The organism is Hymenobacter glacieicola (assembly GCF_014640315.1).
Taxonomy (GTDB): Bacteria; Bacteroidota; Bacteroidia; order Cytophagales; family Hymenobacteraceae; genus Hymenobacter; species Hymenobacter glacieicola.
Window position 1 is genome coordinate 1 of record NZ_BMGS01000002.1, and the last position, 18358, is coordinate 18358.

The window sequence follows — 18358 nt, forward strand, 5'->3', positions numbered from 1 at the left end:
TGGCAGGTGAGAGTCGTCTGAAGCATCCATCAAGATAACATTCACCTGCTATTTTACCACTGCCAGTGATTCTTTGCTCGTATGAAAGTGAATACTATCAGTGCGGCAAAGCCCGCAAGGAAGTAAAGTGTGTAAGTGTCTATCTCAAAGCCCATATGCTTTTTTCCTTCTAGGAGGTTATTTTCCAGCAGGAATCTTCACCCCACGCTCCTCGGCTACTTGCTGGGCCAGCTCGTAGCCGGCGTCAGCGTGGCGGAAGACGCCCATGCCGGGGTCGGTGGTGAGTACGCGGCGCAGGCGCTCGGCTTTTTCGGGGGTGCCGGTGGCTACTATCACCATGCCGGCGTGGGTGCTATTGCCGATGCCCACGCCGCCGCCGTTGTGCAGGCTCACCCAGTCGGCACCGGAGGCTGTGTTGGCCAGGGCGTTGAGCAGGGGCCAGTCGGCTACGGCGTCGGAGCCGTCCGGCATGCCCTCGGTTTCGCGGTTGGGTGAAGCCACGGAGCCGCAGTCGAGGTGGTCGCGGCCGATGACGATGGGGGCTTTCACCTCGCCGCGGGCCACCAGGTCGTTGATGACCAAGCCAAATTTTTCCCGCTCGCCGTAGCCCAGCCAGCACACGCGGGCCGGCAGGCCAATGAAAGGCACTTTGGCCTGGGCCTTCTCAATCCAGCGGCGCAGCAGGCGGTTTTCGGGGAAGGTTTCCAAGAGGGCGCGGTCGAGGCGCAGGATATCCTGGGGGTCGCCGCTGAGGGCGGCCCAGCGGAAGGGCCCTTTGCCCTCGCAGAACAGCGGGCGGATGTACGCGGGCACGAAGCCGGGGTAGAGAAACTGCCCGTGTTCGTCGCGCACTTGCAGGCCGCCTTTTTCGGCTTGGCCGCGCAGGTTGTTGCCGTAGTCCAGGGCCACGGCCCCGCCGGCCTGCAGGTCGATGATGGCCCGGCAGTGCTTCACGATGGAGGCCAGGGCCCGGCGCCTGAACTCCTCGGGGTTGTTTTTGCGCAGTTGCAATACGGCCTTAATGTCGCCCTCGGGGATGTAGTCCATCAGGTCGTGGGCCGAGGTCTGGTCGGTGACGATGTCGGGGCGGTAGCCGCGCTGCAGCAGCTCGGGTAGCACGGTAGCAGCGTTGCCGGTCAGGCCGATGCTCCAGCCCCGGCGCGCCTGCTTGTACTGCTCGCACAGCGCCAGGGCGTGGTCCAGGTCGCGGGCCTGCTCGTCGAGGTAGCCTTCCTGCACCTTTTGCTTCACGCGGGTATCAATGGGCTCAATTACCAGGCACACGCCGTCGTTCATGGTTACGGCCAAAGGCTGGGCGCCGCTCATGCCGCCCAGGCCGGCCGTGACGGTGACCGTGCCGGCCAGCGTGCCGCCGAAGTGCTTGTCGGCCACGGCGGCAAAGGTTTCGTAGGTGCCCTGCAGGATGCCCTGGGTGGCAATGTAAATCCAGGAGCCAGCCGTCATCTGCCCGTACATCATCAAACCCAGGCGGTCCAGCTCATCGAAGTACTCCTGGGTGCTCCAGGCGGGCACGAGGTTGCTGTTGGCAATGAGTACCCGCGGGGCGTGGGCCCAGGTCCGAATCACGCCTACCGCCTTGCCCGACTGTACCAGCATGGTTTCGTCGGCTTCCAGGTTCTTGAGCGTCCTGACGATGGTCTGGTACTCCTTCCAGTTGCGGGCCGCGCGTCCGGCGCCGCCGTACACAATTAGCTCATCGTACACCAGGCTTACGGCCGGGTCGAGGTTGTTTTCGAGCATGCGCAGGGCCGCTTCGGCTTCCCAGGTTTTGCAGCGCAGCGTTGTGCCGTGCTGGGCGCGCACGGTTTCCGTAGGCTTGTACTCGTAGTACATGGGCCGGGTAGTGGGCGCACTGGCCCCACCCGATTGGGAAGTGGCTTCGAGGTTGAGTTCAGGGGTAGCAAGGGAAGAAAGCGACATAGCGAGCGGCGAGGTAGGATGGTGGGAGTTGGGACGGGAAGATAAAGTTTTCCTGGACGTCCAAGTCACCAATTCCGCAGCAGCGGTAGTACGGCCCGCTTTGGGTTACGGCTGCCATACTACCATAATACGTGAAGGTCGTTTTCCGGCGTAGAAGGTCCCGTTCAGGCGCTTCTCTGGTATGGCCTTCGCTGACAAGTTCTGCTAACCAAGTTGCCTTCATTTTCTGACGGGGAAGATCAGGCAGCTTCTATGGAATAAAAATCAGATAGTAGTGTTCAGCTTCCTGCTATCCGCGCTCTTACCGTTATATATTGATAATAAACACCTTACGTGCTAATTATTTCTGGCGGGCAGTACGCGGCGTAAGCTGGACTATATAAAAAAAACAAGATTTTTTTAATCAATAAAAGGTTACCTGCTACTTATTCGGAGTATAAAGCCCTGATTCCTTTTTAACAGAAGCGGAATCAGCTCTGACATTCCACTCTTTATCTACCAACACCATGAAAAAAGTACTGTTTTTAGCCCTGGCTGCGGCCTCATTCTCATTTGCTTCATGCGGCGGTGGCAGCGGCTCGGAAAGCGGCAGCGGTAGCGGCTCAGAAGGTGGCAGCGGCACCGGCACGGAAGCCACTGGCAGCGGCTCGGGCTCCATGGATGCCTCCGGCGACGCCGGCATGAGCAGCGACACTAGCTCGATGGGCACGGGCTCGGGTGGCGGTGGCACTACTAGCAACGGCGACCAGAGCGCGGGCGGCACTACCGGTGCTAGCGGCTCTACCACGGGTGGCAGCACGGCTGGCGGCTCCACCGCGGGTGGTAGCACAGCTGGTGGTAGCACGGCTGGTGGCACGGGCACTACCGCTGGTGGCAGCACCACGGGTGGCAGCACGGCTGGCGGTTCAACGGCTGGTGGTAGCACTGCAGGCGGCTCCACCACGGGTGGCAGCACGGCTGGTGGTGGCACCACGGGCCGCTAACCCAGGGTAGCATCAAGTTTAGAGAAGCCCTTCAGCTAGCTGAAGGGCTTTTTTCATGTTTCTGCTGGCTGGTACTTCTGCAGGCGGTGGGGTTGAAGATAACCGGGCAGCGAAGCTCAACACTACTAAAAAAGCAAGATTCTATTTACTTCTATTGGGTTACCTGAACTAGCCACCGGTATCAAGGGCCACATTCACTTGCAGCGGGCAAGCACCATCCGGGCGCCCTACCTGCTGCTCAACCTACCAACCCCATGAAAAAAGTACTGTTCCTTGCTTTGGCTGCTGCATCCTTCACTTTCGCTTCTTGCGGCGGCGACGCTACCACGACCAATGAAGGCGGCACCGGCGCTGATGACGCTTCAGCCACGGAGTCGCCCGCAACGGAGCCTTCCACCGCCGCCGACTCTACCACGGACATGGGCGCTGGCACCACAACCGAAGGTGGCGCTACCACGGCTGGTGGTACCGGCACCACGACTGGCGCCACTACGGCTCAGTAGTAATTTTCTGCTTCGGCACACGAAAAAGCCTCTTGCTCGTCGAGGGGCTTTTTTGTGTGTCAGCCATAGTAAATTATCTAGTTAGACGCGTGCAAAGGCAGATTCGCCAAATAAATAGTCGGCGTTCATATACCTGAATCGAGTTTCTCCGTATGTACCCGCGCTGGCTCACCCAGGCTGGCTTTCACCGCTTACGTTTTTGTATTATGCAGCGTTTCTCTACTCTCTTCCGCTTTTTTGCGCTCTTCTTGCTACTTGTGCTCGGAGCAGCCAACCGCCAGCACCCACTGGTTAAGCTTTCCCTATCGGAGGAAGTTTCGGCCTTCTTCCGTAGCGTAGCCCCTTCCAACACCTGAGGCCCGCGAGTATAGCAGTAAGCCGTTGCCAAACGCCCATCCGACCGCCTTACGTACGCGGCCGGATGGGCGTTTGACTGCGTATTAGGACCGAGCAGCGGGGTAGCTGATTTTCAGAATTTGGGCTTTCCGCGGGTAATTGCGCGGTAGCTACCATCTTATGTAGTGACTTCTCTACCTTTGCCCACTACCAGCGCCCCCGGCCCTAGGTGGCGGCCGGCGCCTTCATCGACACTCCGTGAACCCGAATCGAATGGAAAACCCTACCTCCACTATCCCCGCCATGGCCCTACAGCTGGGTTCCTTCCAGGCGGCCGTCGACGCCACACTTCAGGACTTCAACGCCCGCAACTTTACGGCCGGCTTCTGGCAGAAACAGGCCGACCTGTGGGTGCAGGATGCGGAGGCCCAACAGAGCGTGCGCAGCTTTATGGGCTGGCTGCGCGTGGCCGAAACCATGCTGCCCCGCGTGGGCGAAATTGAGGAGTTTGCCCGCGAGGTGAAGGCCGCCGGCTTTCAGCACGTCGTCGTGATGGGCATGGGCGGCAGCACCATGACGCCCATCGTGTTTAAGCAGGCCTTCCAGCAGGGCCCGGATGCCCTCCCCCTTTCGGTGCTTGACACCACCAACCCCGCCACCGTGCGCGAAATTGAGCAGTCGGTGCCGCTGGCCCAAACGCTGTTCGTGGTAGCCAGCAAATCGGGCACTACGGCCGAGCCCCTGGCTTTCGGCGACTATTTTTATGCCCGCCTAAAGGAGCTGAAGGGCGATAAAGCCGGCGAGAACTTCGTGGCCATTACCGACCCCGGCTCTAAGTTCGTGACCCAGGCCACGGCTGAGGGTTACCGCCGCATCTTCCTGAACTTTGCCGAGGTAGGCGGCCGCTTCTCGGCCCTCTCTTACTTCGGACTGGTACCGGCCGCCCTGTACGGTATTGACATTAAAACGCTGCTAGAGCGCGCCATTGGCATGATGCGCGCTACTGGCGCCGAGGGCCAGGTAGCCCAGAACCCCGGTCTGGAGCTGGGCGTGGCCCTGGGCGTGCTGGCCCAGCAAGGCCGCGACAAGCTCACGCTGGTAGTGCCCGATAACCTCACCGACCTGGGGCTGTGGCTGGAGCAGCTCATTGCCGAAAGCACGGGCAAGGAGGGCAAGGGCATTCTGCCCCTGGCCGGCGACCCGCTTAATGGCCCCGAGGTGTACGGCCAGGACCGGGTATTCGTGTACGTGGGCTACGAAAACCAGCCCGACGAGGAAAACCGCCGCAAGGTGGCCGCGCTGGCAGCGGCGGGCCACCCCGTCATCACCATTCTCATGCAGGATGCCCTGGATTTGGGCCAGGAGTTTTTCCGTTGGGAAGTGGCTACGGCCGTGGCCAGCGCCGTGCTCGAAATCAACCCCTTCGACCAGCCCAACGTGCAGGCCGCCAAAACTGCCACCGACCAGCTGATGAAGGTGGTAGTGGAGCAGGGCGCCCTACCCCAGGAAACTGCCCCGATACTTCAGGAAAACGGCCTCGACTACTACGCCAACGTGGCGGGGGGTAGCGGGGTGGAGGTGCTGCGCAACTTCTTCGGCCAGAGCCAGCCCGGTAACTTCCTCTGCATTCAGGCCTACCTGCACGAGACGCCGGCCCTAAACCAGGAGCTGCAGGCCCTGCGCGCCCTGGTGCAGGAGCGCCTGCACATTGCCACGGCCTCGGGCTACGGCCCGCGCTTTTTGCACTCCACGGGTCAGTACCACAAGGGCGGCCCCGATACCGGCCTGTTCCTGCAGCTGACCACTGACCACGCCCAGGACCTCCCCCTGCCCGGCCGGCCCTACACCTTCGGTACCTTCCAGAATGCCCAGGCCGCCGGTGACCTACGCGCCCTGCAGGACTACAACCGCCGCACCCTGCGCGTACACCTCGGCTCCGGGGGTGAGCAGCAAGGCGTAACCCGCCTGCTGCAAGCGCTGCGCGAGGCGCTGGCGTAAGGCTCGTTCGCTTAGCTTTCCACCAAGGCCCGACTGGTAAACCAGTCGGGCCTTGGTGCTTCTAATCGGTATTGTTGCCAGCTTATGGCGTATCAAGCCCCTGACGCGAGGAGTGTGAGGTAGGCCGTTGAGGTATGAACCTAGCTTTCTTGTCAGGGGCTTGATGCGCCACAGGCTCTCCATGACACAGCGGCAAACTTTTCCGCCTACCATACCCAATTCACATGAGGTGCGTACTGACTGTATCGTTTCACCTACTATTGAACTCATGGAAAAGGTCGCCGCTGGGGTTCACCAGCTTTCTATTCAGCGCTTTGTTAACGTATACTTTATAGAAACCGGCCATGCGGGGGCCTGGGTGTTGGTTGATACCGGCTTGCCGGGCTCGGAGAAAGCCATTATTGAGGCTGCCGACAAGATTTTCTACCCCGGCACTCACCCTGAAGCTATTATTCTGACCCACGGCCACATGGACCACTCGGGCTCGGCGCAGGCCCTGGCCGAGCACTGGAAAGTGCCCGTGCTGGCGCACTCCCTGGAAATGCCCTTCCTCACGGCCCGCGCCGTGTACCCACCCGCCGACCCAACCGTGGCCAGCGGCGGCTCTCTGGCGTTCGTGGCCCGGTTTTTCCCGCCCCAGTCCTTCCAGCTCAGCGACTACGTGCAGCGCCTGCCCGAAAACGACATGGACCCGCCCTTTCTGCCCGACTGGCAAATTCTGCACGTGCCGGGCCACGCCCCCGGCCAGATTGCCCTATTCCGGGAGAAGGACCGGACCTTGCTGGGAGCCGATGCCTTCGCCACGGCCAACCACGAGTCGGTGCCGGAACTGTTGCTGCAGTTGCCGAAAATCAGCGTGGCGGGGGCTCCGTTCAACTACAACTGGCAGCAGGTAGGAGAATCCATCCGTACGCTGGCCGCCTTGCGCCCCGGGGCCATTGGCTGCGGACACGGCCCTGTGGTGAAGGGCCCCGAGGCCGCCGCGGGCCTGCAAAAGCTGGCCGACGAGTTTAAAGTACCCGCCCAAGGCCGCTACGTGCAGGACCCCGCTCGCCTCGACGAAAACGGGGTGGCCTACCTGCCCCCGGCGCCCCACGATCCTATTCGTACGAAGTTTGCCATTGCCGCCGCGGGCCTCGGCGCGCTCGTCGGCGCGGCTTTGCTGATCAAGCGCTACCAGAAGCACAAGCAAAACGACTACCCGCAGAAGGATTCGCCCCTGCCCAAGCGCCCGCGCACAGATGAAGTAGTCCGGTATCCGGAGCGCTACTAGCTCACTGCCCTAACACCAATCGGCCTCTTACAGTAGCATGTAGGAGGCCGATTGGCGTTAGGGCAGTGAACAGTTCAGGCTGTGGATTATATACAGCACGGCAGGCGGACACCCTTCGGCTACTTGCCTTCCTCAGGAGCAGGTAGGGGCTCCAAGGTACCGGGAGTCTGCTTGACGGTTACATTTCCCGTAACGGTGGCGGCCCGCAGTTGCGCCCCGCCCTTGCCCAGCGTGGCTACCAGATTGTGGGGCAGCACACTTTTGCGCTTGGTGTTGAGCTCGGCTTGCACCCGTCCTTGCACCGTGCGGGCCATAATGGTAGCCGCGTACACGGCGGGCAATTGCCAGGTAATACTCCCGTTCACGGTGTTTACATCGAGGCCCGGGCCTTCCCAGGCCGTTCCGGTTAGGGTTAAGTTCACGCTGCCCGCCGTGGTTTTGCCGCGTACATCGCCCCCTACCCCACTTAAGTTGAGGTTGCCCGCGGTGCTTTCGCAGCGCAGGGCGCCGCGCACGTTTTCCACCGTGAGGTGGCCGTTGCCGGAGCGCAGGGTGAGGTCAGTCTGGCGGGGCACCAGCACTTCGTAGCTTACCTCCCAACCCTCCAGGGCCTCGTAGGGGCGGGCCGCGCGCAGGGTGTTGTTCTGGGAGCTGATGCGGACACTGGCGGCCAGGGCTTTGGCCGTGGCTTCGCTGGCGGCGCGCCCTTCTACGCGGGCCCGCACCCGCACCGTGGTTCCGGCCCAGCCTCGCACCGTTATGGCCCCGTTCAGGCGGGCATCCACTACGAGCGGAGTACCAGCCGGCGGGGCCGGCAGCGTCAGGTCCCGGGTTTCGCAGTAGAGCTTTTGCAGGGCGCTGGCCGACGTACGGCCCGTGCACGTCAGGGTAAATGCCGGGCCCGGCTCGGGTTTCGCGCGGGGTTTCCCGGGGGCTTTCTGGGCGGCAGCGGGCAGCGCAACCGCGCCAGCTAACAAACAGGTAAACAAGTGGTTCATAGCAGAATCAAAGCAGACAGCCGCCTACCATCAGGCGGAAAAGCACGTCGGGGAAACAACTGCGGACTAGGTGCCCAGGCTAGCGGCTACCCCCGTTAGGTAGGCCGTCAGGATGGTGGCCGCCAGCCGGGCCGTTTGGTTGTCCCGGTCGAAGAGGGGGTTCAGCTCGACCAGCTCAAACAGCAGTACTTCCGGCTCCTTACCGGCCAGAAATGCGGCTTCCGTGGCCTGACGAGGCGTGAAGCCATCGGCGCTGGGCGCCGATACGGCGGGCGCATACGCCTCGGCGCAGCCGTCCATATCGAAACTGACAAAGGCCGGCCCCAGGGCCGTGGCGCGGCGGAGCGCCCGCTGCATATAAGTGGTCATGCCATCCTGTTGCACGTGGGCCAGGGGCACGATGGTGGCCTGCTGCTGGTGCAAAAAATCAATGTCTTCCCGGGTATTCAGGTTGGAGTGCAGCCCAATTTCAGTGAACCGCTCCCCGGCCAGCACCTCCTCGCGCAGGAGCTTGCCGAAGGGTGTGCCGCTGCTGAGCACACCCGGCCGGTCCTTCACGTCGGCGTGGGCATCCAGGTTGATGCCGCCCACCGAAGCCCCGGCAGTAGCATCGCGCAGGCCCCGCACCGTGCTGTAGGTACCGTCGTGGGAGCCGCCCAGCACCACTACCCTCGGGTACTGGTGAAGCAAGCGCGCCAGCTCGGCCCGGATGGTTTGGTGGTTGGCTTCGTGGTCGGGGGTAGTGCGCAAATCCAGGTTGCCGGCATCGGCAATGCGCAGGGCTTCCAGGCTCACGTGGTGCTCCAGGTTGTAGGTTTTGTGGTAGCGGCGCAACTCCCGCCGGATGGCTTCCGGGGCGTTGGCGGCCCCGGCCCGGCCTCCTTCCAGCACGGTGCCAAAGTCGAGGGGAAGTCCAACCAGGCAGACATCGGCCTGGGGCAGCGCGGCGGCGGGCCGAATTAAGTCACGGAGGAGGGTGGGCATAGGCCAAATGTAGGGCCAAACGGGAGCTTCCCGCCCGCCTCGCGCCGGAATTCTTACCTGTCTCCGGGGTACGGTCGGGCGCGGGGTTCTGGCCGGCACGCGCTACCTTGCGCCATGCTTTATCGTTTGCTTTTGCTGGGGTGCCTGCTGCTGACCGGGGCCACCGGGATGGCCCAGCGGGCCGCTACTGCGGTTCCTCGCCTCGCGCCCTCCTTTTTTACTACCTATTCCTACCTCTCCTACACCATCCTTGACCGCGGAACCAGCCCCGTGCCCCTGCCGGCCAAAGGGGTAGGCGGCACGCTCACGCTCCGCCCCGATGGCACCTTCCAGAAACGGCTGACCCTGGCGGCCAACGGCGGCACCATGCGCTTCGACCAGGACGGGCGATTTACCTTCGCCGCCGACCGCATCAGCTTTTCCTACACCGATAAAAAAGGCCAGCCCCGCACCGACCAGGGCACGTTTCAGCTGCGCAATGGCCTGCTTACGCTCGTTATGGCGGGCTACCCCGCCGGCAACCAGAGCACCTACACGCTCCGGCAGCAGTAGCTGGCCGCTCGGCCGGGCCTTACGCGACGTACAAGGCCAGACGAAGCTTTCCGAGCGGCGGCTGACTTGCGAATTTGCCTGCTTCCATGGCCTAACCCGAAGCACGGGCCTTACCAGGAAGCTGCGTTGCGCCCCGCCGGGGTTTCTGCTAACTTGCGGCCCCTTCGGCCCCACCCGCCGAAATGTCAACTCACTATTTCACCATTTCACCAACTCATAGATAGATGGGACGCGCGTTTGAATTCCGCAAAGGCCGCAAAATGAAGCGCTGGGACCGGATGTCCAAAGACTTTACCCGCATCGGCCGGGAAATCGTGATGGCCGTGAAAGAATCCGGCCCCAACCCCGATACCAACTCCCGCCTGCGCACGGCCATGCAGAACGCCAAGGGCGTGAACATGCCCAAAGACCGGGTGGAAGCGGCCATTAAGCGGGCTTCCAGCAAGGAGGAAAAAGACTACCAGGAAGTGGTGTACGAGGGCTACGCGCCCCACGGCGTGGCCATCGTCATCGAAACGGCCACCGACAACCCCACCCGCACCGTGGCCAACGTGCGCATGTACTTCAACCGCGGCAACGGCGCCCTGGGCACGGCCGGCTCCTCCGACTACACGTTCACCCGCAAGGGCGTGTTCAAGCTGGCCGCCGAAGGCCTCGACCTTGATGAGCTGGAACTGGAGCTCATTGACGCCGGCGCCGAGGACGTGTACGCCGACCAGGAGGAAGACGAGCACGGCAACGTGAAGGACTTCATTGTGGTAGAAACCGCCTTCACCGATTTCGGTCAGATGCAGAAAGCCCTGGAAGAAAAGGGCTTGAACGTAGTATCGGCCCAGCTGCAGCGGGTAGCCAACACCACCGTTCACCTGGAAGGCGAGCAGTTGGACGAAGTAATGAACCTCATCGAGAAGTTTGAAGAGGACGACGACGTGCAGGCCGTGTACCACACGCTGGGCTAACCACGGATTGAAACGGATTTTCCGGATTCCACGGATTTTACGGCCGACTGCTGGCGGGCTGCTCCGAAAGGGGCGGCCCGCTTCCGTTGGTTCTTAGGGGAGCCAACCATTTTTTTACCGCGAAAAGGCAACCATGCGCCGGGCCGCTTCATCTGGTAGCACGGCGGCTAGTGGGGCACCGGGTTACTTGCTTAGTCTTATTTTTTCCTGACGATGATAAAATTCCTGAGTATCCTGCTCTGTATGCTGTTTTCAGGGGGTAGAGCCCTGGCCCAGCACGCCGAATTAGCGGCTTTGCTCAAGAAGGAAAACGTAGCCGGCATCCAGCTAATTTATTCTAAAAAGGGCGAAACCCGGCAGTACAGCCTAGGGGTGCGCCGGGCTGGCGCCACGCCGGCCGTTGATGCCCAAACCATTTTTCAGGCGGCTTCGCTGGGGAAAGTGGTGCTGGCCTACACTGCCCTGCGCCTGCACGACCAGGGCCGGCTTGACCTGGACCAGCCGTTGCTGCGCTACTACCCCTACCCGCGCCTGCAAAACGAACCCCGCGCCGACCACATCACGGCGCGCATGGTGCTGGGCCATACCACCGGCCTGCCCAACTGGGCGGGCTACCCACTGGCCGAAAGCTGGAAAACCTCGGCGCTCCACCTGAATTTTGCCCCCGACAGCTGCTGGAGCTACTCGGGTGAAGGGTACGTGTTCTTGCAGAAAACCCTGGAGCACCTAACCGGCAAATCCTTGGAGCAGCTGGCGCAGCAGGAAGTTTTCGGCCCCCTGAAGATGCCAAACAGCAGCTTTACCTGGCAGCCGCGCTTCGACAACAACGCGGCTTTCGGCCACGACCAAGCCGGGCAACCCACCGAAATCAAGCGGTTTACGGAAGCCAATGGCGGCTTCAGCCTGCTCACCACGGCCCCCGACTACCACCGGTTTCTGCAGGCTATTTTGCACGGAAAGGGCCTGCGACCAGCCACGGCTAAGCTGCTTGTTGCCCCGGCCAACGCGGCCAACCGCTGCACTACGCCGCTCAGTCCTACCGACGCCCGCATTGCCTGGGCTTGTGGCGTGGGCCTGGCCACCACCAGCCACGGCCCCGCCCAGTGGCACTGGGGCGACAATGGCGACTTTCGCGGCTTTTTCATGACCTTTCCCGATACCAAGGAAACCCTGCTTTTCCTGACCAACAGCGCCAACGGCCTCCGCCTCACCGACGATGTGCTGCGTTTGTTCGTAGGTCCTGGCCAGTACCAGGCCATGCAATGGCTGGCGGAGGAGAAGTAATAGCGGAGGAGCCGCGCACTACAGCTGTGTATCCCAGCGGCGGGAATAGGCACGCGGCATTTGGTCACGGCATTACTTACGGGCGCTTGATTTGCTAGCGCCGTAGGTATTAAGGTAACCTTATCCGGCAAGTTCCTGTCTACAGATTTTGGCTACTCTTCATCTACTACTTCTCTCCCATGCCCATTGCCTATAAGCCCCTGTTCCTGCTCGAAGCCGAGGATTTTTCTCTACTAGAAATCAAAGCCCTGGACGTGCAGAGCGACGACCCGGCCCAGCTGTATTTCTGGTTTCAATTCGACAAGGCCAGCCACCACCTGGAAAAGCTGGAGTTTGTGTCCATGTCCGAGAACGGAACGGAGCAGCAGCGGGAGTTCCGGCAGGGGCAGTTGGCTTTTAACCATCGCAGCGGCACCTACACCGCGCAAGCCGCTACCTCCCCCCGGGCGGAGCTACAGGTAAAGCCCACCGATTCGGTGCCTGCGGAGCTGGACGAGGCCATCCAGCGCTACTTCGTGGCCGGCTGATGGCCGGAGCGGTTACCGGCGGTTCTTTGGGGTAGGAAGCCGGGGTTCACTTACTTCCGCCGTATCTTTGTGGTCCGCCCGGCTGGTTTGCCGGGGCGGACTATTTCTGTTTTTGCCCTCAACATCCGTTGCTCATGCCTACTCGTCTCAATAAATACATCAGCGAAAGCGGCGTCTGCTCCCGCCGGGAGGCCGACCGCTTTATCGAGCAGGGCAACGTGTTGATCAACGGCAAACGGGCCAACATCGGCGACCAGGTAACCAGCAAAGACCGGGTGTCGGTGAACGGCAACCTCATTGAGCCGCGGGCCGAGGAAGATGCCGTGTACATTGCCTACAACAAGCCGCCGGGCATTATTTCTACCACCGATACTGGCATCAAGGACAACATTATCCGGGCCATTAAGCACTCGGTGCGCATCTTCCCCATCGGCCGCCTCGACCGGGATTCGCAGGGCTTGATTCTGCTCACCAGCAACGGCGACATTGTCAACAAGATTCTGCGCGCCGGCAACAAGCACGAGAAGGAATACATTGTGATGGTCGACAAGCCCATCAACGACCTGTTTATTGAGGGCATGGCCAACGGCGTCCCGATTGGGGGCACCATGACCCAGCCCTGCAAAGTAACCAAGGAAACACCCTACATCTTCCGCATTATTCTGGTGCAAGGCCTCAACCGCCAGATCCGGCGCATGTGCGAGTACTTCGGCTACGAGGTAGTGCAGTTGGAGCGCATCCGGGTAATGAACATTAACGTGAAGGGCCTGGGCGTGGGCGAATGGCGGGAGCTGAAGGAGAAGGAGCTGAAAGTGCTGATGGAGATGATCAAGGACTCCGACGGCACCGATGACGGCTCCTCGCCCCGGCGGCGCAAGCGCCCTTCCTCCGCCGAGTTCTGGGCCGACCGTCCGGCGCGCAAAGGCACTGCCCCCAAAAGCCCCTCGGATGCTCCCGGCCGCGCCAAACCAGCCGGCGCCTGGGTGGAAAAGCCTACTGGCAAACGGGCCGCCGGGCGGCCCGCTCCGGCTTCTACGGCCCCCACGGAGTGGCCCACCGGTCCGGGCCGCCCCGCCGGGCCCGCCACCGGCGTCCGGCCCGATGGCCCTGGTTTTGGGAAAGCCAGCCGCCCGGCCGGGGCCCGCACCGGAGCCGGCACTCGTCCGCGCGGCCTGGCCCCCGGCAAAGGCCCGAAAGGAACGGATGGCCCGCCGAAAGGCAAAACCAGCAGCCGCGGCACCCGGGGTGCCAGCCGCCCCGGAAAACGCTCCTAAACCAGCACGCAACCCCTCTGAAAAAGAGGAAGCCGTTTCCTTGCAGGAAACGGCTTCCTCTTTTTCAGCGAAACTGCTACGCTCAACCGGTCTAGTGAGCCTCTTTACAAAGTCTGATTTTCGGGTTTTCACCAGGTAAGTTCTGCCACCTGGTATTGACAAAGCTGCGCTAACTTCTGCGGGCTACACTTGCGCATTAGCTTGTTTTCCGGACTGATTTCGCACTTTTCATGAAAAATACAGCCGGCGGGCACCCAGCGCGCAACACAGGTAGGCGGCTCAGAATCAGGATTGGGCGAAAAGTCTGACGAGGGTGATAATTCGGTGGACAGGCTGGTGAGCACCCGCTACGTTTGGGCAGTCGGGTTTACCAAACCAACCTTATCCACCCGGCGCCTTCCTGAGATGAACACGAAACCCTCCAATGCCTTCATTGCCGCTTCCTGGGTAGCCCTGCTGGTGGGGTTCTGCGCTTTTATCATTGGCCTGTGGAACGCGCAAATGCCGCTGAACGAGAAAGGCTATTATTTCACCGTGCTCATGTACGGCCTGTTCGCGGCCATTTCCCTGCAAAAATCAGTGCGCGACCAGCTGGAAGGCATTCCCGTGACGGGCATTTACTACGGGCTGAGCTGGTTTTCCGTCCTGCTGACGCTGGTGCTGCTCACCGTGGGCCTGTGGAATGCTACCCTGACTCTGAGCGAGAAAGGGTTCTACGCCATGTCGTTCGGGCTGAGCTTGTTCGCGGCCATTGCCGTGCAGAAAAACACCCGCGACGCCCGGGCCGGCGGCCCTACCCCGGAACCCGCTCCCAACCTCAGCTAGCCGCCGAGCGGTTGCGGGTTGGGCAAGGGCCATTATCTTGGTGAAGCGGGCGCCGTTGCAGACCCCGCTCCTACCTCATGGCTCCAACCGAAAAACAACAGATGCTGGCCGGCGAGCTGTACCAGGCCAACGACCCCGAGCTGACCGCTGAGCGCCTACAAGCCAAGCAGCTCTGCCACCGCTACAACCAGGAGCCCGTGCAGCTCAACAAGCAGGTACTGGCCGAGCTCCTGGGCTACGAAACCGACGCGCACCTGGAGGCACCCTTCCGCTGCGACTACGGCTACAACATCCGCCTGGGCCGGAATTGCTACGCCAATTACAACCTCACCATCCTCGACTGTGCCCCCGTCAGCATTGGCGACAATGTCTTCATTGCCCCCAACGTGGTGTTATCGACGGCCGGGCACCCCGTGGAAGCGCAAGCGCGCATCGCGGGCTGGGAATTTGCCCGCCCCATTACCATCGGCGACAATGTGTGGCTGGGCGCGGGCGTGCTCGTGATGCCCGGCGTAAGCATTGGCGCGGGCACTACTATCGGGGCGGGTAGCGTCGTGACGCGAGATATTCCGGCGGGAGTAGTAGCGGCAGGCAATCCGTGCCGGGTGCTGCGGGAAGTGGCTGCGCGGGAATCTTATGAATAATCTCGTAACGTCTGCGCTTGCAGAAGTATATCGGCAGTTTTCTCGTTACCGCCTTCATCAACTGCCGGATGCGTGTCCCTGCTGCATTACTCTGGCAGAGAATACGATTTTGTGGATGGTGCCTTTGCCAGAGCTTTCGGAGCAGCAATTAAGGCGTTATGCCTTCAAAGCTATGACCACGTGGGGCAACACCAATGATTTCCGGTATTTCCTACCCCGGCTGCTAGAGTTGGTCATACAGCCGGAATCAGAAATTGATAAAGAAGTTTTCTTTGGCAAAATAATACAAGCAGGATGGGCAGCGTGGCCGACGGCAGACCGGGAAGCGGTCCGCATTTTTATACGAGCCTGGTGGTCACATCATATTCAGCACGAGTGCTTTTTTGAGAATGAGCTGCTTGCTGGGCTGATAGCCTTGCTAGGTAGTTTGGACCCACTGTTAGCTACCTGGAAAATCTCTTTTGCTAACTGGAGTTTCGAAAATCTGATTAACCTAGTGGAATATGTTGAGGTAGCACAGTCAGCTTTACAGCGAATTGTCCCGGATGAAGCCCTAGCTACTACTAGCGGTAAGCAACTGAATCTTTGGCTTATTGCGCAGCTCTCGATACTGGAACAGGGCTTCTTTCATTACGCATCCGTTAATCCTGACTTTGCTCAGCGCGTCAGCCGAGCCTATACCATAGTTGCAGCCTTGCCTGCGTGAGACGATACGTTGCAACTGAATGGCAGCTGCTTCATCTTTCAGAATGTACTTCTCGTGTATCTTGCGGCCCGCAACGTAGCTTTAGCGGCCTTGCGGGCTGCTTTGCCGGAGCCCACCCCTACCTAAATTCAGAACCGACTTCTTCCCGCCCCATGCTGATTCGTACCGACTGGACCCTTGACGAAGTAAAAGCCATTTACAACCAGCCCGTGCTGGAGCTGGTTACCCAGGCTGCCGCCATCCACGCTGAAACCCAGGCAACCGGCGAAGTGCAGGTGTGCACCCTGCTGAGCGTGAAAACCGGCGGCTGCCCCGAGGATTGCGCTTACTGCCCCCAGGCAGCCCGCTACCACACCGGTGTGCAGGCCCACAAGCTTCTGCCCGACGCCGAAGTGCTGGCCGCCGCCCAGCGCGCCAAAGAGGGCGGCAGCACCCGCTTCTGCATGGGCGCCGCCTGGCGCGAAGTCCGCGACAACCGCGACTTCGACCGGGTGCTGAACATGGTAACGGAGGTCAACAACATCGGGCTGGAAGTGTGCTGCACCCTGGGCATGCTGAACGAGTACCAGGCCGAGCGCCTCAAGGAAGCGGGCCTCTACGCCTACAACCACAACCTGGATACCAGCGCCGAGCACTACTCCGAAATCATTACTACCCGTACCTACGACGACCGGCTCAACACCCTGGAGCACGTGCGCAAAGCCGGTATTTCGGTGTGCTCGGGCGGCATCATCGGCCTGGGCGAAACCGACGAGGACCGCATTGCCATGCTGCACACGCTGGCCACCCTGCCCGCCCACCCCGAGTCGGTGCCGGTAAATGCGCTGGTGCCCGTGGAAGGCACGCCCCTGGCCGCTCAGCCCCGCGTGAGCGTGTGGGAAATGCTGCGCATGATTGGCACGGCCCGCATCCTGATGCCCCGCACCATGGTGCGCCTCTCGGCTGGCCGCCAGGAAATGCCCGTCACGGAGCAGGCCCTCTGCTTCCTGGCCGGCGCCAACTCCATCTTCTCGGGCGAGAAGCTGCTCACGACCCCCAACCCCGACTTCGACGCCGACAAGCAGATGTTTGCCCTGCTCGGCCTCAAGCCCCGCAAGTCGTTCAAGGATGTGCCGGAAGGAGCCGTGGTGCTGGGCAAAGAAACTGCCCCGGTAGTAGCCTAAACGGCCATGACCGGAATAATGTAGCTGTCATCCTGAGCTGGCGAAGGACCTGCTCCCAGTAGAATCAGTAGTTCTTACGATTACTATTCTGGTGAGAAAAGTCCTTCACCAGCTCAGGATGACAGCTCTTTTTTACCCGGTTCTTTCTTATCCGGTTATCTAATCGATTTTATGTCGATTTCCTCGTCCCTGTACCAGCGGCTCGCCGAGCACCTGGCCAAGCGGGAGGCTGATGGCGCCCGCCGCCGCCTCACCCTACCCCCCGCCGGCCTAGTTGACTTCAGCTCCAACGACTACCTGGGCCTGAGCCACCATCCGGTCGTGCAGCAGGCACTACTGGCGGCCGGGGGTGCGGCGGGTAGCACTGGCTCGCGCCTGCTTACCGGCAACTCGGCAGCAGCGGAGCAGTTGGAAACTCAGCTAGCACGGTTTCACCGGGCCGAAGCGGCGCTGCTGTTTAACTCGGGCTACGCGGCCAACCTGGGCTTTTTTGCCGCCGTGCCCCGCCGCGGCGACACAATTCTTTACGATGAGGCCTCGCACGCTTCCGTGAAAGACGGCATCCGGGGTTCATTTGCCACCGCCTGGAGCTTCCGCCACAACGACGTGGCCGATGTGGAGCGCAAGCTGGCCCGCGCCACCGGCGCCGTGTTCGTGGCCGTGGAGTCCCTGTATTCTATGGATGGCGACATGGCCCCGTTGGTGGAGCTGGCGGCGCTTTGCCGGGCGCGGGGGCTACATTTGGTGGTTGATGAGGCCCACACCAACGGGCTGTACGGGCCGCAGGGCGAAGGGCTGGTCACCGCGCTTGGCCTGGAAAACGACGTGTTTGCCCGCGTGCTCACCTTCGGTAAGGCCCTGGGCAGCCAGGGCGCCGCCGTAGTAGGCGCCACCCTGCTGCGCGACTACCTCCTGAACTTCAGCCGACCTTTTATCTATACCACAGCCCTGGCGCCGCACTCCGTGGCTACGCTGGCCGCGGCCTACGAAGTGCTCCCTAACCTATCAGCGGAGCGGGAGCAGCTTTTCAGGCTTTCCGACTACCTGAAAGCGCGGCTGAACGCCGCGCCGGGCCTGCGCGTGCCGCCCGAAAGCCATGTGATTCACCCGGTTTTCTTTACCGAGGCGGCGGGTCCGGCGCGCGTTCGGGAAGTAGCAGCAGCGGCCCAGGCAGCCGGCTTCGACGTGCGGCCCATCGTGGCTCCCACGGTACCGGCCGGCACGGAGCGGCTGCGGCTTATCCTGCATTCTTACAATACGGAGGCGGAAATAGATGGGCTAGCGGCGGCACTGGGGCATATTACAGGAGAAGAATAATTGCACTAACATAAGAGTAAGGTTGTGCTTACCAGACCATTTGTTGCCTACGTGGTATTCTCCTTATAACATTACTAACAAACCGCCCCGC

The 18358-nt window shown here is 61.4% G+C and carries 17 protein-coding genes; 14 read left to right on the forward strand and 3 right to left on the reverse strand.

Annotated elements, in window-relative coordinates:
* Window positions 1-177 precede the first annotated feature (177 nt).
* Window positions 178-1941, reverse strand: a complete 1764-nt coding sequence (hutU, locus tag IEW18_RS03040) for a urocanate hydratase (RefSeq protein ID WP_188556354.1) — start codon at window positions 1939-1941, stop codon at window positions 178-180.
* Window positions 1942-2447: 506 nt separating this feature from the next.
* Between hutU and IEW18_RS03045 the strand changes: the two genes are divergently transcribed.
* The 4 genes from IEW18_RS03045 (at window position 2448) to IEW18_RS03060 (ending at window position 7034) form a co-directional block, all read left to right on the forward strand.
* Complete coding sequence (locus tag IEW18_RS03045; protein WP_188556355.1) at window positions 2448-2924, forward strand: hypothetical protein; 477 nt, start codon at window positions 2448-2450, stop codon at window positions 2922-2924.
* A 254-nt stretch (window positions 2925-3178) separates the two neighbouring features.
* Window positions 3179-3427: a hypothetical protein gene (locus IEW18_RS03050; RefSeq protein ID WP_188556356.1), complete on the forward strand. Its 249-nt coding sequence runs from the start codon at window positions 3179-3181 to the stop codon at window positions 3425-3427.
* A 594-nt stretch (window positions 3428-4021) separates the two neighbouring features.
* Window positions 4022-5761, forward strand: a complete 1740-nt coding sequence (locus IEW18_RS03055) for a phosphoglucose isomerase-related protein (RefSeq protein ID WP_188556357.1) — start codon at window positions 4022-4024, stop codon at window positions 5759-5761.
* A gap of 268 nt (window positions 5762-6029) precedes the next feature.
* Entirely contained in the window at window positions 6030-7034 is a 1005-nt protein-coding gene (locus IEW18_RS03060; RefSeq protein ID WP_188556358.1) for an MBL fold metallo-hydrolase, read from the forward strand.
* 119 nt (window positions 7035-7153) lie between these two features.
* Here the strand turns inward: IEW18_RS03060 and IEW18_RS03065 are convergent, their stop codons facing one another.
* Both IEW18_RS03065 and IEW18_RS03070 read right to left on the reverse strand, forming a co-directional pair.
* Entirely contained in the window at window positions 7154-8032 is an 879-nt protein-coding gene (locus tag IEW18_RS03065; RefSeq protein ID WP_188556359.1) for a DUF4097 family beta strand repeat-containing protein, read from the reverse strand.
* A 66-nt stretch (window positions 8033-8098) separates the two neighbouring features.
* Window positions 8099-9016 carry an arginase family protein gene (locus IEW18_RS03070; protein ID WP_188556360.1) on the reverse strand — a complete coding sequence of 306 codons (918 nt, stop codon included), beginning with the start codon at window positions 9014-9016 and terminating at the stop codon, window positions 8099-8101.
* 114 nt (window positions 9017-9130) lie between these two features.
* Here IEW18_RS03070 and IEW18_RS03075 point away from each other — a divergent pair, with 114 nt between their 5' ends.
* The 10 genes from IEW18_RS03075 (at window position 9131) to IEW18_RS03120 (ending at window position 18267) form a co-directional block, all read left to right on the forward strand.
* Entirely contained in the window at window positions 9131-9568 is a 438-nt protein-coding gene (locus IEW18_RS03075) for a hypothetical protein (protein WP_188556361.1), read from the forward strand.
* 224 nt (window positions 9569-9792) lie between these two features.
* Complete coding sequence (locus IEW18_RS03080; protein ID WP_188556362.1) at window positions 9793-10527, forward strand: YebC/PmpR family DNA-binding transcriptional regulator; 735 nt, start codon at window positions 9793-9795, stop codon at window positions 10525-10527.
* A 213-nt stretch (window positions 10528-10740) separates the two neighbouring features.
* Window positions 10741-11811 (forward strand): serine hydrolase domain-containing protein, encoded by a 1071-nt coding sequence (locus tag IEW18_RS03085; RefSeq protein ID WP_188556363.1) that lies wholly within the window; start codon window positions 10741-10743, stop codon window positions 11809-11811.
* A gap of 179 nt (window positions 11812-11990) precedes the next feature.
* Window positions 11991-12338, forward strand: a complete 348-nt coding sequence (locus IEW18_RS03090) for a hypothetical protein (protein WP_188556364.1) — start codon at window positions 11991-11993, stop codon at window positions 12336-12338.
* Window positions 12339-12472: 134 nt separating this feature from the next.
* Complete coding sequence (gene rluF, locus IEW18_RS03095; RefSeq protein ID WP_188556365.1) at window positions 12473-13612, forward strand: 23S rRNA pseudouridine(2604) synthase RluF; 1140 nt, start codon at window positions 12473-12475, stop codon at window positions 13610-13612.
* A gap of 405 nt (window positions 13613-14017) precedes the next feature.
* Entirely contained in the window at window positions 14018-14437 is a 420-nt protein-coding gene (yiaA, locus tag IEW18_RS03100; RefSeq protein ID WP_188556366.1) for an inner membrane protein YiaA, read from the forward strand.
* Window positions 14438-14514: 77 nt separating this feature from the next.
* A complete protein-coding gene (locus IEW18_RS03105) occupies window positions 14515-15081 on the forward strand; it encodes a sugar O-acetyltransferase (protein WP_188556367.1) in 567 nt (188 codons plus the stop codon).
* A complete protein-coding gene (locus tag IEW18_RS03110; RefSeq protein WP_188556368.1) occupies window positions 15074-15787 on the forward strand; it encodes a hypothetical protein in 714 nt (237 codons plus the stop codon). Before IEW18_RS03105 ends, IEW18_RS03110 begins: the two co-directional genes overlap by 8 nt.
* Window positions 15788-15939: 152 nt before the next feature.
* On the forward strand, window positions 15940-16950 hold the full coding sequence (gene bioB / locus IEW18_RS03115) for a biotin synthase BioB (RefSeq protein WP_188556369.1): 1011 nt from the start codon (window positions 15940-15942) through the stop codon (window positions 16948-16950).
* 171 nt (window positions 16951-17121) lie between these two features.
* A complete protein-coding gene (locus IEW18_RS03120; protein WP_188556370.1) occupies window positions 17122-18267 on the forward strand; it encodes an aminotransferase class I/II-fold pyridoxal phosphate-dependent enzyme in 1146 nt (381 codons plus the stop codon).
* Window positions 18268-18358: the final 91 nt, after the last annotated feature.